Origin of the sequence: Streptomyces sp. NPDC050439 (genome assembly GCF_040655335.1) — a bacterium.
Lineage (GTDB): Bacteria > Actinomycetota > Actinomycetes > Streptomycetales > Streptomycetaceae > Streptomyces.
On record NZ_JBFAJT010000004.1, the window covers coordinates 360,955 to 378,024 of the forward strand.

Sequence of the window (17,070 nt, forward strand, 5' to 3'; positions counted from 1 at the left end):
TGTGAGCACCCGAAAGAACGTCGTCTACTGGCACGAGACGGAGTCCGTCACGCCCGAGCCCCCGCTGCGGGACGACGTCGACTGTGATGTCGCCATCGTCGGCGGCGGCTACACCGGCCTGTGGGCCGCGCACTTCCTCAAGGAGGCCGAGCCGGCGCTCGACATCCGCATCGTCGAGGCCAAGCACTCGGGCTACGGGGCCTCGGGCCGCGCCGACGGCTTCGTCACCCCGACCATCGGCAAGGACATCCAGGCCCTGGTCGAGGAGTTCGGCACCCGCCGCGCCCTGGAGGCCTCGCAGGCCGTCGGGCGTTCCATCCTGGAGATCGGCCGCTTCACGCGCCGTAACAAGATCGACGCGGAGTACGAGGCCAACGACTACCTGATGGTCGCCACCGACCAGGCCCAGCTGCGCCGCCTGCGCGCGGACCGCGAGCTCGCCACCACCATCGCGGGCCGCGAGCAGCCCGAACTCCTCTCCGGCTCCCAGGCGCGGGAGCTGATCGGCTCGCCCGCCATCCTGGGCGCCATGCGCACCGGCGGCGCCCTGGTCAACCCGTTCCGCCTGGCCCGCGGCGTGGCCCGGGTCGTCAAGGAGCGCGGGGTGACCGTCTACGAGAACACCCCGGTCCTGCGCGTGGACCCCGGAGTGCGGCCCACGGTCGTCACCCCCGGCGGCCGGATCACCGCCGACAAGGTGATCATCGCGGCCAACGCGCACCAGTTCACCTTCGAGGCGTTCCGCAACAAGACCGTGCCGATCTGGAGCTACGCGATGGTGAGCGAACCGCTCACCGAGGAGCAGCTGGGCCGTATCGCCTGGGAGGGCCGCGAGGGCCTCGTCGAGGCGAAGACCTTCCTGACCTGCGCCCGCTTCACCGCCGACAACCGCCTCATGTGGGCGGGCGGTCCTGCCCTGTACTTCTACGGCCGCGACATGCGCCGGCGGCGCATGAACGAGACGCGGGCCTACCGCGAACTGCACAAGGAGTTCGGCCGGTTCTTCCCCATGTGGCGGGACCTCAAGTTCACCTACACGTACGGCGGCACCGTCGACGTCACCCGTGACTACGCCCCGCACTTCGGGTCACTTCCCGGCGGCAACGTCTTCTACGGATACGGCTTCAACGGCAACGGCATCGCCGCCACGCACACCGGCGGCAAGGTCCTGCGCGACCTCGTCCTCGGCAAGGACTCCGAGTACTCGCGGCTCCTGTACGTGGACGACAAGCACCGCAAGCAGCGCGACTTCCCGCCCGAGCCGTTCCTCTACGTCGGGGCCCGCGCCACCACACGCCTCATGGAGTGGAAGGAGTCCCGGGCATGAGCGAGCGCACCGTACTGCTCACCGGCGCGTCCGGCGTCGTGGGCCGCGCCATCCTGCAGGAGGCGCCGGGCCGCCCGGTCCGGCTCATCTCCATGGCCAGGCCCGGCGGCGTGGCCCTGCCCGCGGGGACCGAACGCGTGCTCGACGCCGACCTGGCGAAGCCGCGCTTCGGTCTCGACGAGGACAGCTACCGCGCCCTCGTGAGGGACGTGGACACCGTCATCCATTCGGCGGGGCTCACCGAGTGGGGGCTGCCCGACGAGCGCTACAAGCCGGTGAACGTGGACGGCACCCGCCGGGTCATCGAGTTCGCCGAACTCTCCGGTGCCACCGTCCACTTCATGAGCACCGCCTTCGTGGCCGCGCTCTCGTCGAGCGCCCCGTACAAGCTCAGCGACACGAACGTCACCACCAACTATGTGCGCTCCAAGCTCCGTTCGGAGCAGCTGCTGCGTGACAGCGGCCTGCCGCACACCGTGTTCCGGCCGACCAACCTGATCGGCGACTCACGGACCGGCTGGACCTCGCGCGGCCAGATCGTGCAGCTGATGTCCGACTGGATCTGCCGCGGCCGGGCGCCCTTCATCCCCGTGCACGAGGGCAACCGCATCGACATCGTGCCGCAGGACCTGCTCGCCAAGGCGGTGCTCGCCGCCGTCGAACTGGGCGACACGAGCGGCGAGTTCTGGGTGACGTACGGCGAAGAGGCGATGGACATGGAGGCCGCGATCGACGTGTGCGCCAAGCACGCGGCGGGCCTGGGCCGCACCCTCACCCCGCCCCCGGTCACCGACCCCGATGCCCTGGACCCCGAGGAGCTGCGCAGGCTGCCTCCGCTGGCCCGCTCGTACCTCTCCGTCCTGCGGGACGTCAGCGAGGTGACCCGCTGCGGCGGCGGAGTCCTGCCCACGTCGATGCCCGAGCTGCGCGAGCGCTACCGGGTCCCCTTCGTCCACGACACGGACGCCTACCAGCGGACGCTCGAATACGCCTCCGCCCACCTCAGCTAGTCCGTCAGATCAGAGAGGACGCAACCGTGAACCCCGTGGACCCCGTGAACGAGGAGTGGAAGCCCCCGCGGCTCGACGGAACCGTCGCCGTGGTCACCGGCGCGAGCCGGGGCGTGGGCCGCGGGATCGCCCTCGCCCTGGGCAGCGCCGGCGCGACGGTGTACGTCACCGGACGCAGCACCCGCACCGAGGGCCGCACCGAAGGCCTGCCCGGCACGGTCGACGACACCGCCGACGAGGTCACCGCGCGCGGCGGCACCGGCATCGCGGTGCGCTGCGACCACCGCTCGACCGAGGACAACCAGGCGCTCACGGACCGCGTCAGGGCCGACCACGGCAGGCTCGACCTCCTGGTCAACAACGCCTGGGCGGGCTACGAGCGTTCCAGCGACGTGCGCTTCGACGCCCCGTACTGGGACCAGCCGATGTGGCGCTACGAACTGTGCGAGGGCTCGCTGCGCGCCCAGTACGACATCACGCGGCTGCTCACCCCGCTGATGTTCGGGAAGGACGACGGGAGGACCGGGCTGATCGTCGGCATCGGCTTCACCGACGGCGACACCTACCTGGGACAGGCGGCGTACGACGTCTTCAAGTCCGCCAACGACCGGCTCAGCAAGGCCTTCGCCGCCGACCTGCGCAAGAAGAAGATCGCCGCCCTCTCCCTGCACCCGGGCTTCGTCCGCACCGAGCGGGTCGAGGCCGCCTGGGAGGCCCTCGGCGACGGACCCGCCGCGGTCGTCCACTCGCCCGAGTACGTGGGCCGCGCGATCAACGCGCTCGCCGCGGACCCCGACGTCCTCGACCGCTCAGGCCAGGTGCTCTCCACCGGCGACCTGGCCGACGAGTACGGCTTCAGCGACGTCGACGGCCGGCGCCTGCCCGCCTTCCGCCTGGAGGGCCGGATGAGCCTGGCCACCCGCATGGACCGCCTCAACCGGGTCGTCGCCCAGGCCGCGGCCTCCTGACCGCTCGGCACAGACCACCCCCACACAGCTCGGCGAACAGGAGAAGGCATATGGGCAGGGGAACCGCCTCGTCCACCGCGGCAGCCAAGAGCGGCGGCGCGGCAACCAAGGCGGCAGGGCTCGCGCTCGCGGTGACCTGCGGCGCACAGTTCATGGTCATCATCGACGACACGGTCGTCTCCATGGCGCTGCCGACGATCCGCACCACCCTCGACTTCGACCGGGCCTCACTGGCCTGGGTCGTCGACGCCTACATGCTGCTGTTCGGCGGCTTCCTGGTGCTCGGCGGCCGCTGCGCCGACCTCTTCGGCAGACGGCGGGTGTTCCTCACCGGCCTGGCGATCTTCACGGCCGCCTCGCTCGCCTGCGGTCTGGCCAACTCCCCCGAGATGCTGATCGTGTCGCGCGGCGCCCAGGGCTTCGGTGCCGCGCTGCTCAGCCCGGCCGCCCTGTCCATCCTGATCACCGTCTTCACCGAGGCCAAGGAGCGCCGCAAGGCGCTCGGCATCTGGGGCGGACTCACCGGGATCTCGGGAGTCTCCGGCGTGCTGCTCGGCGGGGTCATCACCGATCTCGTCGACTGGCGCTGGGTGTTCTTCATCAACATCCCGGTCGGCGTCCTGCTCTTCGCCCTCGCCCTGAAGCCGGCTCTCGCCGACCGCGAGGACGGCGCCCCCGGCAAGCGGCCCGCGACGGACGGCCTCGGCGCGGTCCTCATCACCGGCGGTCTCCTGCTGTTCGTCTACACCGTGATCAGCACCAACCACCGCCCCTGGGGCTCCGCCGCCACCATCGCCGGACTCGTCGGATCGGCCCTGCTCCTGGTGGCGTTCGTCATCAGGGAACAGCGCGCCCCCGATCCGCTGATCCGCCTCGGGATCTTCGCCAGCCGGCAGATCTCCGCGGCCAACGTGATCATGCTGCTCGCCGCGTCGGGCCTGTACGGGATCTTCTTCTTCCTGACGCAGTACATGCAGAACCTCCTGGGCTGGTCCCCGCTGCGCGCCGGAGTGTCCTGGGCGCCCTTCGGCATCACCATGGCGGTCTTCTCCGGCATCGCGATCCAGCTGCTGCCCAGGCTGGGCAGCCGCATCCTGTGCCTGATCGGCCTCGCCTCCGCCACCACCGGACTCGGCCTGCTCATCAGCACCCCGCTCAAGGCCTCGTACGCCTCCGACATCCTGCCCACGCTGCTGCTCTGCGCGGCCGGTTACGGGCTCGCCATGGTGCCGCTGGTGGTGGCCGCCGTCAGCGGGGTGCCGAAGGCGGACTCGGGCGCTGCGTCCGGGGTCCTCAACACCGGTCAGCAGATCGGCGGCGCCATCGGCCTCGCGGTCCTCGCCACCCTGGCGAGCAGCCGCCTGGACGACGAGATCGCGTCCGGCGCGGCCATGCCGGACGCCCTCCTGACGAGTTTCCACACCGTGTTCCTCGTCGGGACGGTGCTCACCGCGTGCGCCGCGCTCCTCTCCCTCGTCCTGCCCGCGCTCCGCACCGAATTCGACCCGGAGACCACATCAGGTGTCTGACGCCCCGGGTGTCCCACGGTCCGACTTCGAAGACCAACGAAAGTAAGGGGAAGAAATGGACGGCAAGGAACACCGCTGGTACATGCTCGCGGCCTCCCTGGTGCCGCTGCTCGCACTCGGCGCCGCCATGGTGCTGGCCTGGAACCACATCTTCGGCTGGACCGACGTCCTGGTCACGGTGATCATGTACGTCATATCCGGGATCGGTATATCCACCGGCTACCACCGCATGCTGACCCACCGCTCGTTCGAGACGTACAAGCCGGTCCGTGTCGCCCTCGCCACGGCGGGCGTGCTCGCCGGACAGGGCCCGCCGATCATCTGGGCGGCCCACCACCGCAAGCACCACCGCGTCGCCGACAAGGAAGGCGACCCGCACAGCCCGCACCTGGGCTTCGAGCCCGGCTTCAAGGGCGCGATCGCCGGCATGTGGCACGCCCACCTCGGCTGGCTCTTCGACGAGGACCTCAGCTCCGACCCCATCCGGTACTGCCCCGACCTGGTCCGCGAGAAGCCGCTGCGCTGGCTCAGCGAGAACTTCGTGGCCGTCGTCGCCGCCGGTGTCGTCCTGCCGGGCCTGCTCGCCTTCGCCATCACGGGCGGCTCCGTCCAGGCGCTGTTCACGGGCATGCTCTGGGGCGGTCTCGTCCGCATCTTCCTCATCAACCACATGACGTACGCGGTGAACTCCATCGGCCACTACTTCGGCCGCCGCCGCTTCACCACCACCGACCACTCCCGCAACGTCGCCTGGCTGGCCCTGCCCTCCTTCGGCGAGGCCTGGCACAACAACCACCACGCGTTCCCGCGCTCCGCCCGGCACGGCATGAAGTGGTACGAGGTCGACCTCTCCGCGATCTTCATCTGGAGCCTGGAGAAGACCCGCCTCGCCTGGAAGGTCATCCGCATCGACACGGAGCGGATGACGATGCGCGAGGCCGGCGTCAGCCGGGTCAGCGGCACCAAGCTCAGCCAGGAGGAACTCCTGGTCAGCCAGCAGCGGATCGCGCCCATGGCGGACCGTTCGCGCGGCGGGAACGATCTCTCCCTCGTGGATGTGGAGTAGCCATGGCAGCCACCGGCACCGGACTCTGGGATCTCCTCCTGCGCGACGATTCCCACGGAGTCCTGCACCACTGGCAGGAGGACGACGGCTTCGGGCACACCCCGTGGAGCGAGGTCGTCGACGACGCCAAAGGCATGGCGGCGACCCTGCGCGCCGCCGGAGTCGGACCCGGCAGCCGGGTCGCCACCGTCCTGACCAACTCGGCGCACACCCTGCGCGGACTCCTCGGGGTCTGGCTGGCGGGCGGGGCCGTCGCCTCGTTCCCGCTGCCGGCCCGCGGCCAGAGCCCGCAGGAGTACGGCGCCCAGCTGAGCCTGCTCACCGAGCGGCTCGGCCCCACGGTGCTCCTCATCGACGAGGCCCTCGCGCCGCTCGTCCCCGCGGAGCTCGCCGCCCGGCTCCCGGTGCTCAACTGGACGTCCCTCTACGGCGACCGGCGCATCGACCCGACGCCGCCGGGGCCCGAGGACACCGCCTTCATCCAGTACTCGTCGGGCAGCACCAGCCTGCCCAAGGGCTGCGAGCTCAGCACCCGCGCCATCGCCACCCATCTGCACATGCTCCACGAGATGACGGGCGGTCGCCCGGGCGCCGAGACGATCGCCTCCTGGCTGCCGCTCTCGCACGACATGGGCATCTTCGGCACCATGCTGCACGCCTGGGCCTTCGACTACGACTTCGTCCTGTCGTCGCCCGAGCGGTTCGGCATGGCACCGCGCACCTGGTTCCGCGACATGTCCGAGTACGGCGCCACGATGACGGCGGGCACCAACACGGCCTTGCACCTGGCCGCCCGCGCCCAGGGCCGCAACCAGCTGCCCGAGCCGCTGGCCCTGAAGGTCTGCGTGGTGGGGGCGGAACGCGTCGACTGGGAGACCCTGGAGGCCACCGTCACCGCGTTCGGCCCCTCGGGCTTCTCGCCCGCGGCGTTCATGCCGGCTTACGGCATGGCCGAGGCGACCCTCGCGGTCTCCTGCTCCCCGCTCGGCGAGACCCCCGTCACCCGCAGCTTCGACGGCCCCGCCCTGCTCGACGGCCGCATCGTCGAGGTCCCCGAGGACGCGCCGGGCGCCACCCGGCTCGTCTCCAACGGGCCCCCGCTGCCCGGCGTCACGGTGACCACCAAGGAGCAGGGCCGCGTCTCCGAGCTCCTCGTCGACTCGCCGAGCCTGGCCTCCGGCTACCTCAACGACGCCGAGCGCACCGCCGAGCGGTTCCACGACGGCGTCCTGCACACCGGTGACCTGGGCTTCGTCCATGACGGCGAGGTGTACTTCGTCGGCAGGGCCGACGACCTGATCTCGGTGGGCGGACGCAACGTCTACACCAGCGAGATCGAGTCGGCGGTCGAGGCGATGGGCCCGGTCCGCAAGGGCTGCTCGGCGCTCGTCGACATGGCGGGCGGCGGCGTCTCCAAGCTGGTCCTGCTCCTCGAACCCACGCGCAAGAGCGCCGACTTCGCGCTCATCGCCGACCAGGCCGCCGCCGTGGCCAGGGAGAAGTCGGGCATCGCGCTCTCCGAGTGCGTCTTCGTGGAGCGCGGCCATCTGCCGCGGACACCGAGCGGCAAGATCCAGCGCTTCCGCTGCCGGGCGCTGCTCGGCGGGGAGGCCGACCAGCTGCAGACCATAGCGCGCGTCCAACTGGCCTGACCGGGCCGGCCGGAAGGCCGGCCCGGGGTGGCGACACCGTACGAGAAGGGATCCACATGCCTCAGGTCCAGGCACCACCACCGGGCTTCTTCGCCGACACCGAGATCGTCGGCAAGGAGGACCATCTGCGACTGCACCTCAACGAGAACCCGTACGGCCCGCCGCCCGGAACCGTCGACGCCGTGCGCGCGGAGGCGGCGAGCTACCTCAACCGGTACCCCGACAGCGAGTGCGGGGAGCTCAGGGGGAAACTGGCCGCGCACTTCGGGGTCACCCCCGACATGGTCGCGGTCGGCAACGGCACCGACGAACTGGTCCTCGTCACGTCGATGGCGTTCCTGCGCGAGCCCGGCGCCTCCGTCGTCACCACCGCCACCACCTTCCCCGGTTACGTGGTGTCCGCCGCGGCCGTCGGGGCGCGGGCGCACACGGTCCCGCTGGACGGCGCCTCGATCCCGGTCGACGGGGTCGTGACCGAGATGGAGCGGGGCGCCGAACTCGCCTTCGTCTGCAACCCGCTCAACCCGACCGGAGCGGTGCTCGACCGGTCGGCCGTGACGGCGCTGATCGACGCCGCGGAGCGCAGCGGCACGGTGCTCGTCTTCGACGAGGCGTACATGGACTTCGCGGGCCCCGCCCACGAGTTCGCCCTGGACGCGGTGCGCGAGGGCCGCCAGGTCCTGGTGACCCGCACCTTCTCCAAGGCCTGGGGACTCGCCTCGGTCCGGATGGGCTTCGTCATCGGCCCTCAGGACCTCATCCGGCGGATCGGCGGCGTCGCGGGCGCCCTGCCCTTCAACGTCAACCGGCCGGCCCAGCGAGCCGTGCTGCGGGCCCTCGAACAGCCCGAGCACATCGACCGGGTACGCGCGGACAACGCACGGGCCAGGGAGCTGCTCTGCAAGTCCCTGGACACCCTGAACATCGAACACGCCCCGTCCGTCTCCAACTTCGTGATGGTCAAGGTGCCGGGGGAGGGCGCCGCCCCGGGCGACAGCGTCGGGTTCGCGGCCCGGCTAGCCGCCGAGCACCGCATCTTCGTGCGCAACCTCGACGTGCTCGGTCTCCCCGGCTACCTGCGGATCTCCGTCGGGACCGTGGACGAGGTCGAGCGGCTCGCCACGGCGCTCGCCGCGCTGCTCGGACACCCCGCGCCATGAGCCACTACAAGTCGAACCTGCGGGACCTGGAGTTCAACCTCTTCGAGGTCCTCGGCTGCGACCGCACGTACGGCAGGGGAGCCTTCGAGGCGACGGGCCGCGACACCGCGCGCGGCATCCTGGCCGAGGTGGAGCGGCTCGCCGTGCACGAACTGGCGGACCCCTTTGTCGAGGCCGACCGCACGCCGCCGCGCTACGACCCGGCGACCCGTTCGGTCACGCTGCCCGACTCCTTCAAGCAGGCGTACCGCACCTGGATGGAGTCCGGCTGGCACCTGCTCGACCTGCCGTCGTCGCTGGGCGGTGCCGACATCCCGCCGTCCCTGCGCTGGGCCGTCGCCGAGCTCGCACTCGGCGCCAACCCCTCCCTCTACCTCTACCAAGGGCTCGCGGGCTTCGCGAAGATCCTCGACCGCCTCGGCACCCCGCCGCAGCGGCAACTCGCCCGCCTCATGGTCGACCGGCAGTGGGGTGCCACCATGGTGCTCACCGAGCCGGACGCGGGCAGCGACGTGGGCGCCTGCCGGACCAAGGCGGTCCGGCAGGCCGACGGGACCTGGCACATCGAGGGCGTCAAGCGGTTCATCACCTCCGGCGAGCACGACCTGGCCGAGAACATCGTGCACTTCGTGCTCGCCCGGCCCGAGGGCCACAAGCCGGGCACGAAGGGTCTCTCGCTCTTCCTGGTGCCGAAGTTCCACGTCGCCGACGACGCCACGGGCCGCCTCGGCGCACGCAACGGCGTGTTCGCCACCGCCCTCGAGGACAAGATGGGCCTGAAGTCCTCGGCCACCTGCGAGCTCACCTTCGGCGCGGAACAGCCCGCCGTCGGCGTACTCCTCGGCGAGGTCCACGACGGCATACGCCAGATGTTCCAGGTCATCGAGCAGGCCCGGATGATCGTCGGCACCAAGTCGGCGGCCACCCTGTCCACGGCTCACCTGAACGCGGCCGCGTACGCCCGGGAACGCCTCCAGGGCACGGACCTGGCGGCCTTCGGCGACAAGTCAGCGCCGAAGGTCCCCGTCAACCGCCACCCCGAGGTGAGGCGCTCCCTGCTCCTCCAGAAGGCGTACGCCGAGGGCCTGCGCGCCCTGGTCCTGCACACCGCGACGGTGCAGGACCGGATCGCCGGGGCCGAGGCGGCGGGCGGCGCGGACGAGGAGGCGAAGGCACTCAACGACCTGCTCCTGCCGATCGTCAAGGGCTACAGCTCGGAGCGCGCCTGCGAGCAGCTCAACCACGCCCTGCAGATCTTCGGCGGCGCCGGCTACCTCAAGGACTTCCCGCTGGAGCAGTACATCCGCGACACCAAGATCGACACGCTGTACGAGGGCACCACCGCGATCCAGGGCCTCGACTTCTTCTTCCGCAAGGTGGCCAAGGACCAGGGTGCCGCGCTCGGCGCGCTCCTGACCGAGGTGGAGAAGACCGCCCGCACCGAAACGGGGACGGAACTCGACGCGGCGCACGCCCAGTTGGCGGAGGCCGTCACGCAACTGCGCGCCATCGCCGACGTCATGGGCGGGCACCTGCTGCGCTCCTTCGAGGAATCCACGGCGATGTACCAGGTGGGACGGAACACGACCAGGCTCCTGATGGCGGCCGGCGACGTACTCGTCGGCTGGCTCCTGCTCCGGCAGGCCACGGTGGCCGAGTCGAAACTGGCGGAGGCGCCGGATGGCCTGAACGCCCCCGGCGCGGCCTTCTACCGAGGCAAGATCGCAACAGCCAGGTTCTTCGCCCAGGAGGTGCTTCCGCTGCTGACCGCAGAGCGACGCATCGCGGAGCACACGGACACGGTGCTCATGACCGTGCCGGACGAGGCCTGGTGAACCCGGAGCACCCGGCGCGCGAACATCCGTGACGCCCGCCGTTGACCTGTAAGGAGCGACATTCATGACCGAGTCCATCGCCCACCTGCCCTCGGGCCACCAGACGATGCTGCTGGCCCACCGTGCCATGGTGCGCGACCTCGACCGCGTGGCCCGCAGCGCCGAGCAGCTGGCCCGTACGCCCGACCCCGAACAGGCCGCCGCCCTCCGCGACTACGTGGACAAGCTGTTCCAGGTGATCGAACACCACCACGAGGGCGAGGACGACTTCCTCTGGCCGCGCCTGCGCGAACTGGGCGCCGACCAGGAGGCGTTGGCCCTGATGACCGCCGAGCACGAAGAGCTGGCGAAGGTCCTGCACACCTGGCACGAGACGAGCAAACGCCTCGGCACCGAGCCCGCGGCCGCGACAGAACTGGCCAAACGCACGGAGGAGGTGCGCGAACAGCTTGCCGGGCACGCCGGCGACGAGGAGCGCGAACTCCTCGGCCGCCTCGCCCCGGCCCTCGGCAAGCAGATCTGGAAGGGCTTCGCGACCCACATGCGCAAGACCGCGCCCGGCTGGACGCTGCGCTTCATGCCGGCCTGGCTGCTGTCCGTGGCCGGACCGGGGGAGCGGGGCGGCGTCGCCGCAGCGCCGATCGGCAAGCTGTTCAGCGGCTGGCTGGAGAAGCGGCAGCGCGCCGCCTTCGGCGACAACTACTGAGACCCACCGGACCGCCGCACGTCACCGGACGAGCACCGCCCTGAGATGAGTTGACCGGCCAAGACCCACAACTGCCCGAGCTGAACCGCTGAGTCGCGCCGCGACCTCGACACCCCTCTGCGTCACGCGAGTCCGGGTGGCGGTTCAGTGCGTCCTGAATCACGGAGGGAACCCTCATGAGTCCGTCGGTATCGGCCGTCACTCCCCAGTACGGGAGGGCGGACACACCAGACCGCTCGGCCGCATCGCCCCTGGAACGGGGGCGGCAGTGGATAGAAGAGTTCATCATGCGTCCGCACGAGCGTATCAACCGGGAGGGCGCCGTCTGCCCGTTCGTCGAATCCTCGATGAAGGCGCAGAGCTTCCGCATCGAGGAGTGGCAGGTCGCCCCGGACGTCGACGCCGAAGGAATGCTGGACCTCGTGCGCCGCATGGCCGAGGCCTTCGAGACCACACGGTGGGAGGGCCGCAACCGCGTCCTGCACACCCTGGTCCTGGTCCTGACGGGACTGCCGGAGGCGAGCAACCGCCTGCTCGACGAGGCACACACGCTCGCCAAGCCCGAACTGGTGGGCCGCGGCCTGATGCTGGCCCAGTTCCACCCCGACTGCGACGAACGCGCGGCGCGCAACCCGGAGTTCGAGGTCTCGCGCTCACCGGTGCCGATGCTGGCCATGCGCTGGATGGCCTTCCACGACGTCCTGTTCCTCGACTCGAACCCCGAGTGGTTCGCCGCCTACGAGGAGCGGTACGGGGGCAGACACGAGCGGGGCTCGGTGGCCGACCCGCTGTTCGCCGAGGCCTTCGCCGAGGCACGGGACAAGTGGGGCACCCCGTGAGCCCGGCCCTGAGCACGTCCCAGGGGGCCCGCTACGCACGGATCATGGGCGTGGGCACGTACCGCCCGCAACGGATCGTCGACAACGAAGAGGCGTGCAGTCTCATCGACTCGTCGGACGAGTGGATCCGGTCCCGTACGGGAATCCGCACCCGGCGCTGGGCGGGGCCCGACGAGACCCTGGCGGTGATGGCCGAGGAGGCCGCAGCCAAGGCCATCGCGGCGGCGGGCATCACGCCGGCCGACATCACCTGCGTCATCGCGGCGACCTTCACCTACCTCAAGCAGACCCCGGCCGTCGCGACGGAGATCGCGCACCGCGTCGGGGCACGGGGCGCGGCGGCCTTCGACCTGTCGGCGGGCTGCGCCGGATTCGTGCACGGCGTGGTGCTCGCGGCGGACGCGGTCCGCAGCCGCGGCGGCCACGTCCTGGTCGTCGGCGTGGAGCGGATGACCGACCTGCTGAACCTCAAGGACCGCTCGACCGCGTTCATCTTCGGGGACGGAGCGGGCGCCGTGGTGATCGGCCCCTCCGAGACCCCCGCCATCGGCCCCGCGGTCTGGGGAGCGGACGGCTCACAGGCGGACGCGATCGAGCAGACCGCCCCGTGGGACGTGCTCAGGGACGCGCCGGACCAGGAGTTCCCGTGGATGCGGCAGGAAGGGCAGCGGGTCTTCCGCTGGGCCGTCTACGAGATGGCCGAGGTCGCGGGACAGGCCCTGGAGGCCGCGGGCATCACCCCCGCCGACCTCGACGTCTTCATCCCGCACCAGGCGAACGTCCGCATCATCGACGCGATGGCCAGGCGCATCGGCCTGCCGGAGGGCGTGCGGGTGGCCAAGGACATCGTGACCTCGGGCAACACGTCGGGCGCCTCCATCCCGCTCGCCATGGACGCGGTGCTCGCGTCGGGCGAGGCGAAGCCCGGCGACACGGCCCTGCTGCTCGGCTACGGCGCGGGCCTCTCGTACGCGTCGGTCGTGGCCACCATGCCGTGAGGCGGGGCCGGGCCCCCAAGGACCCGGGCCCCGCCTCACGTGCGCATGACCGGTACTAGGCGTTGAGCAGACCCGTGACGGGCGCGGCCAGGTCGGTCACCTGGTGGAGCTGCTGGAGCTCGTACAGGTTGTTGAGGCCGCTGAGCTGCTCGGTGACGGTGGGCATCTCGGCGCGCTGCTCCGCCGGGATCTGGGACGTGGCGAGCGAGTTGATCAGGCCGGTGGGGTTGATGGCTTCGGCGCTCGCGGCGGGCGCGGCCAGGGCGGAGGCGCCGGCGGCGAGAGCGAGGACGGCGGCCATGCGTCGTGTTGAGATCATGTGATGCGCAACGGCTCGGCGGAGCCCTGGACACGGGCACCCAGCCGATTTCACCAATGATGTACCGATCGGTGCCGTTACCTGTGGTCGATGACGCCGTTGAAGGGACAGTACGGCCGCGAGCATGCGGCGGTACTCGTCAATTCAAAGGAGAACGTGATGTCTCGCATCGCGAAGGCAGCCGCTGTTGCCGTCGGCACCGGCGCCGTGGTGCTCAGTGGCACCGGTATGGCCATGGCCGACGCGGGCGCCCAGGGTGCGGCCGTCGGCTCGCCCGGCGTCCTCTCGGGCAACCTCGTCCAGGTCCCGGTCCACGTCCCGGTCAACGTGTGCGGCAACACGGTCGACGTCATCGGGCTGCTGAACCCGGCGTTCGGCAACACCTGCGTCAATAGCGACGGCCACAAGGGCGGCCACGGCGGCTACGGCAGCTGATCCCCCTGTGGGTGAGCCCCCGGCGGTCCATGACCGCCGGGGGCTTTTCCCTGCCCGCTCCCTCCGCGGCCCGCCCCTCACGCGTACCGGTAGATGCCCCGGTGGCCGATCAGCTCGTCCGGCTGCACGTCCCACGGCGGCATCCGCTCGAAGCGGGCGCAGATACGGCCGTGCAGCGGGCCCTTCCCGGGCCCCGGCGGCTTCTCGGGCAGGTAGGGCGCGGAGCGCGGGTGCCGGGCCTGCCAGCGGTCCCACAGCAGGTCCACGAAGGCGTGGTTCAGCCAGAAGACGGGGTCGTTCACCGACGCGCCGCCGAGCATGTGTCCGCCGACCCAGCGGTGGACGCGGTTGTGATTGCGCCACCTGCTGTTGCCGGCGGCGGACGTCCACCCCTCCAGCTTGTTGCGGAAGCCGCCGTCCGACGTCGAGTCCCAGGGCGCCCTGTCGTACACCGGGTCACGCAGGGCCCAGTCCAGCGTCGCCTCGGTGGGCAGTTCGATCGGGTTCTGCGGCCGGCCGAAGTCGCGCATGAGGAAGTCGCCGTCCGTCTCCCCTTCCGTGATGATCCAGGTCCCGTTCGACCGGGCGAACGGCCCGGTCGTGACCTGCCGGTCGGAGCGCCGTCCGTTGCCGCCCATGAGCCCGCTGCCCCAGAGCGAAGAGCCAGGTGACCTGTCCGCCGTCCAGTCCCAGTACGGGACGGTCACCGAGGAGTCCAGGCGTTGCAGGGCCTGCTCGAACTCCAGGAGGAACCTGCGGTGCCAGGGCAGGAACGAGGGCGTCATGTGGGCCACCCGCAGGCCCTCCTCCCCGTCGGACACGTAGTGCTCGACGTGGATCCGCACGAACTCGTCGTACTCGCCCCGGCGTTTGAGATCGAGCACCGCGTTGACGAACCGCCGCTTCTCGGCGCTGGTCAGCCGGGCCTGGTTCTTGCGCGTGTGGACCACTTCGGTTCGCTCCTCCGATCCGGGTGTGCGTGGCGGTGATCAGACCGTCCCGCCGCGCAGTTGCCGACCACGGCCGAGTTCGTCCACTGCTCTGCGGGTGGCGATGAGCGGCGTCGGATACGACTGGTAGTGGTCGATCATGCTCAGATAGCCGCCGTCGGCGCGCCGCATGAGGTGGAGCGGGCGCCCGTCCACGGTGATGTCCCAATGCCCGTCCGGGTGTTGGGACTCCGCGGCCACGCGCGACCCCCGGATGTGACGGCCCGCGTAGACCTCGTCGAACGAGCCCGGACCGAGGTCGTCGGACGGCGGGCCCTGAGCCGTCTCCCGGGTCCGCCACTGGAGGGCGGCCTGTGCCGACACCGCGGCGAGCGCCACCCCGATGAGGCCGACCGTGGTGGCCCGGCGGGTGAGCCACGCCGGGCCACGGCCCCTGGTCGCTGTACCTCTGGCCACTGGTGATGCCTCCTTGCGCGTCCTGACGTGCGGGGGTGCGGGCGTGCGGGGGTGTCAGCTGGTCCAGAAGTCCCACCAGCGCGTGAGGACGAGCATGCCGATGATGCCGATGTGCAGCACCGGGAGCACCCAGGTGAATTCGCCCAGGAACGTGCGCAGTCCGGCGGGCGCGGGCAGCAGGCCGTTACGGACGTTGAACGAGGTCACGTACCAGAACAGGGTGATCGTGGCGGCCCAGGCGAGGCAGCACCACAGGCACAGCGAGTTGATCTCGTACAGCGACTGGTACTGCAGCCAGGTGCAGAAGGCGACGCCGAAGAGCGCGCCCGCGTTGAGCGTCAGGTAGTACCAGCGCGGGAAGCGGGCGCCGCCCAGCAGGCTCATGCCGACGCACATCACGGCGGCGTAGGCGGCGAGGCCCAGCATCGGGTTGGGGAACCCGAAGACCGACGCCTGCTCGCTCGTCATGATGTTGCCGCAGGAGACGACCGGGTTGAGGCTGCAGCCGGGGGTGTAGTCCGGGTCCTCGAGCAGCTTGAACTTGTCCAGCGTGATGACCCAGGCCGCGAGCAGCCCGGCGGCGCCCGTGATCACCAGGAGCAGCGCGAACGCACGGTTCCCGCCAATGCCGGGGGGCTGCGGCTCCACGTGGCCCGGGGAAGCCTCGGGCTTACGGGCCGCGGGGAGGGGCGTCTTGGTGTGCATCGCGGTGTCCTCACTGGTGCCGGGGACCGCCGGTCTGTCCCGACCGGCGGGCTCCCGTCGTGTACGGGCCCTGGCGGCGGTTCCTAGCCGCGCAGGCTCTTCGCGGTGACCAGGCAGTGCGAAGAGCTGGTCATGGTCTCCTCGGCGCCCGCGAACGCCGCGAGGGCCTCCTCGGTGAGGGGGACGCCGGGCTTGGCCTCGGGCCAGGGGCGCGTGGTGAACATGAAGTAGGCGTGGCCACGCTCGCCCACCGCTGCCAGCCACTCCGGCGGCACCACGCACTGGGCGTTGAGGTGCGGCATGGTCAGCACGGCCTGCCCGGCCTCGACGAGGAGGGTGACCGGCAGGCTCGGGTTGCGGGAGGTTTCGATGACGGGGCCGCCGACGGGGAGGCCGGTGTTCTGCAGCAGGAGCTCGATGGCTTCGGTCGAGGCCTCGGGGCCGCCCTCGCCGTCACCGAGCGAATAGGCGAGCAGGAAAGGCATGTCCTTCTCGTCGTCGGGGTGTTCACCACTCCAGGCGATCACGGTGAGGGTGCCCAGATCGGCGGCTCGGAAAGTGCGGGTTTCGCTCGATGTCGAGGTCATCCGGGAACGGTATCGATGTGTTCCGGAGGTCCGGGCCCATCTTTCACTGAACTGGGTGAGTACGGACGAGCGATCACACGATCGGGGCACGCGCCGGTCGAACTCCGGGGCCGTGCAGTCGAACTGGGCCGGGGGAATGCGGAATGGCCCGGGAAAAGCCCGAGGGCCGGTTCCGCGGAATGCGTCCGCGGAACCGGCCCTGGTGGAGAAGCAGAGGAGAGCTCTACTTGGCGACGGGAAGTCCGCCGAGGAGCTTGCCGGCGCCGCCACCCGCGTGCAGGCTTTCCGCGGCACCTGACACGGCGTTGACGACCGAGTCCTTGTTCTCGGTGTCAAGGGCGTTGGTGGCCAGCGGGGCCGCGTCGAGGGAAGACGTCGAGCCGGCGATCGTGTCGACTGCACCATTCAGGCTGGTGGGCGTGAGGTCGGCGGCGAAGGCGGGTGCGGCGACACCAGCGATGACCAGGGATCCGGCAACGACAGCGGCAGCCTTCAGGGGCTTCATCGTGTTCCTTTCTGCGGCGACGG

General features: G+C 70.8%; 18 protein-coding genes. 12 read left to right on the plus strand and 6 right to left on the minus strand.

The annotated features are described in order from the left end of the window. The first annotated feature begins 1 nt into the window (after nt 1). From AB0I66_RS18995 to AB0I66_RS19045, 11 genes are all read left to right on the plus strand, one after another. Nucleotides 2-1,327, plus strand: a complete 1,326-nt coding sequence (locus AB0I66_RS18995; RefSeq protein ID WP_363209014.1) for an FAD-binding oxidoreductase — start codon at nt 2-4, stop codon at nt 1,325-1,327. Beyond that, entirely contained in the window at nt 1,324-2,337 is a 1,014-nt protein-coding gene (locus tag AB0I66_RS19000; RefSeq protein ID WP_363209015.1) for an SDR family oxidoreductase, read from the plus strand. The genes AB0I66_RS18995 and AB0I66_RS19000 overlap by 4 nt, the downstream gene beginning before the upstream one ends. 26 nt (nt 2,338-2,363) lie before the next feature. Further along, nucleotides 2,364-3,305, plus strand: a complete 942-nt coding sequence (locus tag AB0I66_RS19005) for an SDR family NAD(P)-dependent oxidoreductase (protein ID WP_363209016.1) — start codon at nt 2,364-2,366, stop codon at nt 3,303-3,305. A 50-nt stretch (nt 3,306-3,355) separates the two neighbouring features. Beyond that, the gene (locus AB0I66_RS19010) at nt 3,356-4,834 is read left to right on the plus strand and encodes an MFS transporter (protein WP_363209017.1); all 1,479 of its coding nucleotides are present in this window, start codon (nt 3,356-3,358) and stop codon (nt 4,832-4,834) included. A gap of 55 nt (nt 4,835-4,889) precedes the next feature. Further along, entirely contained in the window at nt 4,890-5,900 is a 1,011-nt protein-coding gene (locus AB0I66_RS19015) for an acyl-CoA desaturase (protein WP_363209018.1), read from the plus strand. 2 nt (nt 5,901-5,902) lie between these two features. Further along, nucleotides 5,903-7,552 carry an AMP-binding protein gene (locus AB0I66_RS19020; RefSeq protein WP_363209019.1) on the plus strand — a complete coding sequence of 550 codons (1,650 nt, stop codon included), beginning with the start codon at nt 5,903-5,905 and terminating at the stop codon, nt 7,550-7,552. 56 nt (nt 7,553-7,608) lie between these two features. Continuing rightward, a complete protein-coding gene (locus AB0I66_RS19025) occupies nt 7,609-8,712 on the plus strand; it encodes a histidinol-phosphate transaminase (protein WP_363209020.1) in 1,104 nt (367 codons plus the stop codon). Further along, nucleotides 8,709-10,547 carry an acyl-CoA dehydrogenase gene (locus AB0I66_RS19030; protein ID WP_363209021.1) on the plus strand — a complete coding sequence of 613 codons (1,839 nt, stop codon included), beginning with the start codon at nt 8,709-8,711 and terminating at the stop codon, nt 10,545-10,547. The genes AB0I66_RS19025 and AB0I66_RS19030 overlap by 4 nt, the downstream gene beginning before the upstream one ends. Nucleotides 10,548-10,611: 64 nt before the next feature. Beyond that, on the plus strand, nt 10,612-11,253 hold the full coding sequence (locus AB0I66_RS19035; RefSeq protein WP_363209022.1) for a hemerythrin domain-containing protein: 642 nt from the start codon (nt 10,612-10,614) through the stop codon (nt 11,251-11,253). A 176-nt stretch (nt 11,254-11,429) separates the two neighbouring features. Continuing rightward, nucleotides 11,430-12,092 (plus strand): DUF6875 domain-containing protein, encoded by a 663-nt coding sequence (locus tag AB0I66_RS19040; RefSeq protein ID WP_363209023.1) that lies wholly within the window; start codon nt 11,430-11,432, stop codon nt 12,090-12,092. Next, nucleotides 12,089-13,090: a beta-ketoacyl-ACP synthase III gene (locus AB0I66_RS19045; protein ID WP_363209024.1), complete on the plus strand. Its 1,002-nt coding sequence runs from the start codon at nt 12,089-12,091 to the stop codon at nt 13,088-13,090. The genes AB0I66_RS19040 and AB0I66_RS19045 overlap by 4 nt, the downstream gene beginning before the upstream one ends. Nucleotides 13,091-13,145: 55 nt before the next feature. On the opposite strand, the gene AB0I66_RS19050 is transcribed toward AB0I66_RS19045, so the two are convergent. After that, complete coding sequence (locus AB0I66_RS19050) at nt 13,146-13,409, minus strand: hypothetical protein (protein ID WP_363209025.1); 264 nt, start codon at nt 13,407-13,409, stop codon at nt 13,146-13,148. A 159-nt stretch (nt 13,410-13,568) separates the two neighbouring features. Here AB0I66_RS19050 and AB0I66_RS19055 point away from each other — a divergent pair, with 159 nt between their 5' ends. Continuing rightward, complete coding sequence (locus AB0I66_RS19055; protein WP_363209026.1) at nt 13,569-13,844, plus strand: chaplin; 276 nt, start codon at nt 13,569-13,571, stop codon at nt 13,842-13,844. Nucleotides 13,845-13,921: 77 nt separating this feature from the next. Here the strand turns inward: AB0I66_RS19055 and AB0I66_RS19060 are convergent, their stop codons facing one another. From AB0I66_RS19060 to AB0I66_RS19080, 5 genes are all read right to left on the minus strand, one after another. Next, entirely contained in the window at nt 13,922-14,794 is an 873-nt protein-coding gene (locus tag AB0I66_RS19060) for a tyrosinase family protein (protein WP_363209027.1), read from the minus strand. 39 nt (nt 14,795-14,833) lie between these two features. Continuing rightward, the gene (locus tag AB0I66_RS19065) at nt 14,834-15,250 is read right to left on the minus strand and encodes a tyrosinase family oxidase copper chaperone (protein WP_363209028.1); all 417 of its coding nucleotides are present in this window, start codon (nt 15,248-15,250) and stop codon (nt 14,834-14,836) included. Between the two features lie 54 nt (nt 15,251-15,304). Further along, nucleotides 15,305-15,955, minus strand: a complete 651-nt coding sequence (locus tag AB0I66_RS19070; protein WP_363209029.1) for a vitamin K epoxide reductase family protein — start codon at nt 15,953-15,955, stop codon at nt 15,305-15,307. A gap of 83 nt (nt 15,956-16,038) precedes the next feature. Beyond that, nucleotides 16,039-16,542, minus strand: coding sequence for a DUF5949 family protein (locus AB0I66_RS19075; protein ID WP_363209030.1), 504 nt, complete (start codon nt 16,540-16,542; stop codon nt 16,039-16,041). A 223-nt stretch (nt 16,543-16,765) separates the two neighbouring features. Beyond that, nucleotides 16,766-17,047, minus strand: coding sequence for a hypothetical protein (locus AB0I66_RS19080; RefSeq protein ID WP_363209031.1), 282 nt, complete (start codon nt 17,045-17,047; stop codon nt 16,766-16,768). Nucleotides 17,048-17,070: the final 23 nt, after the last annotated feature.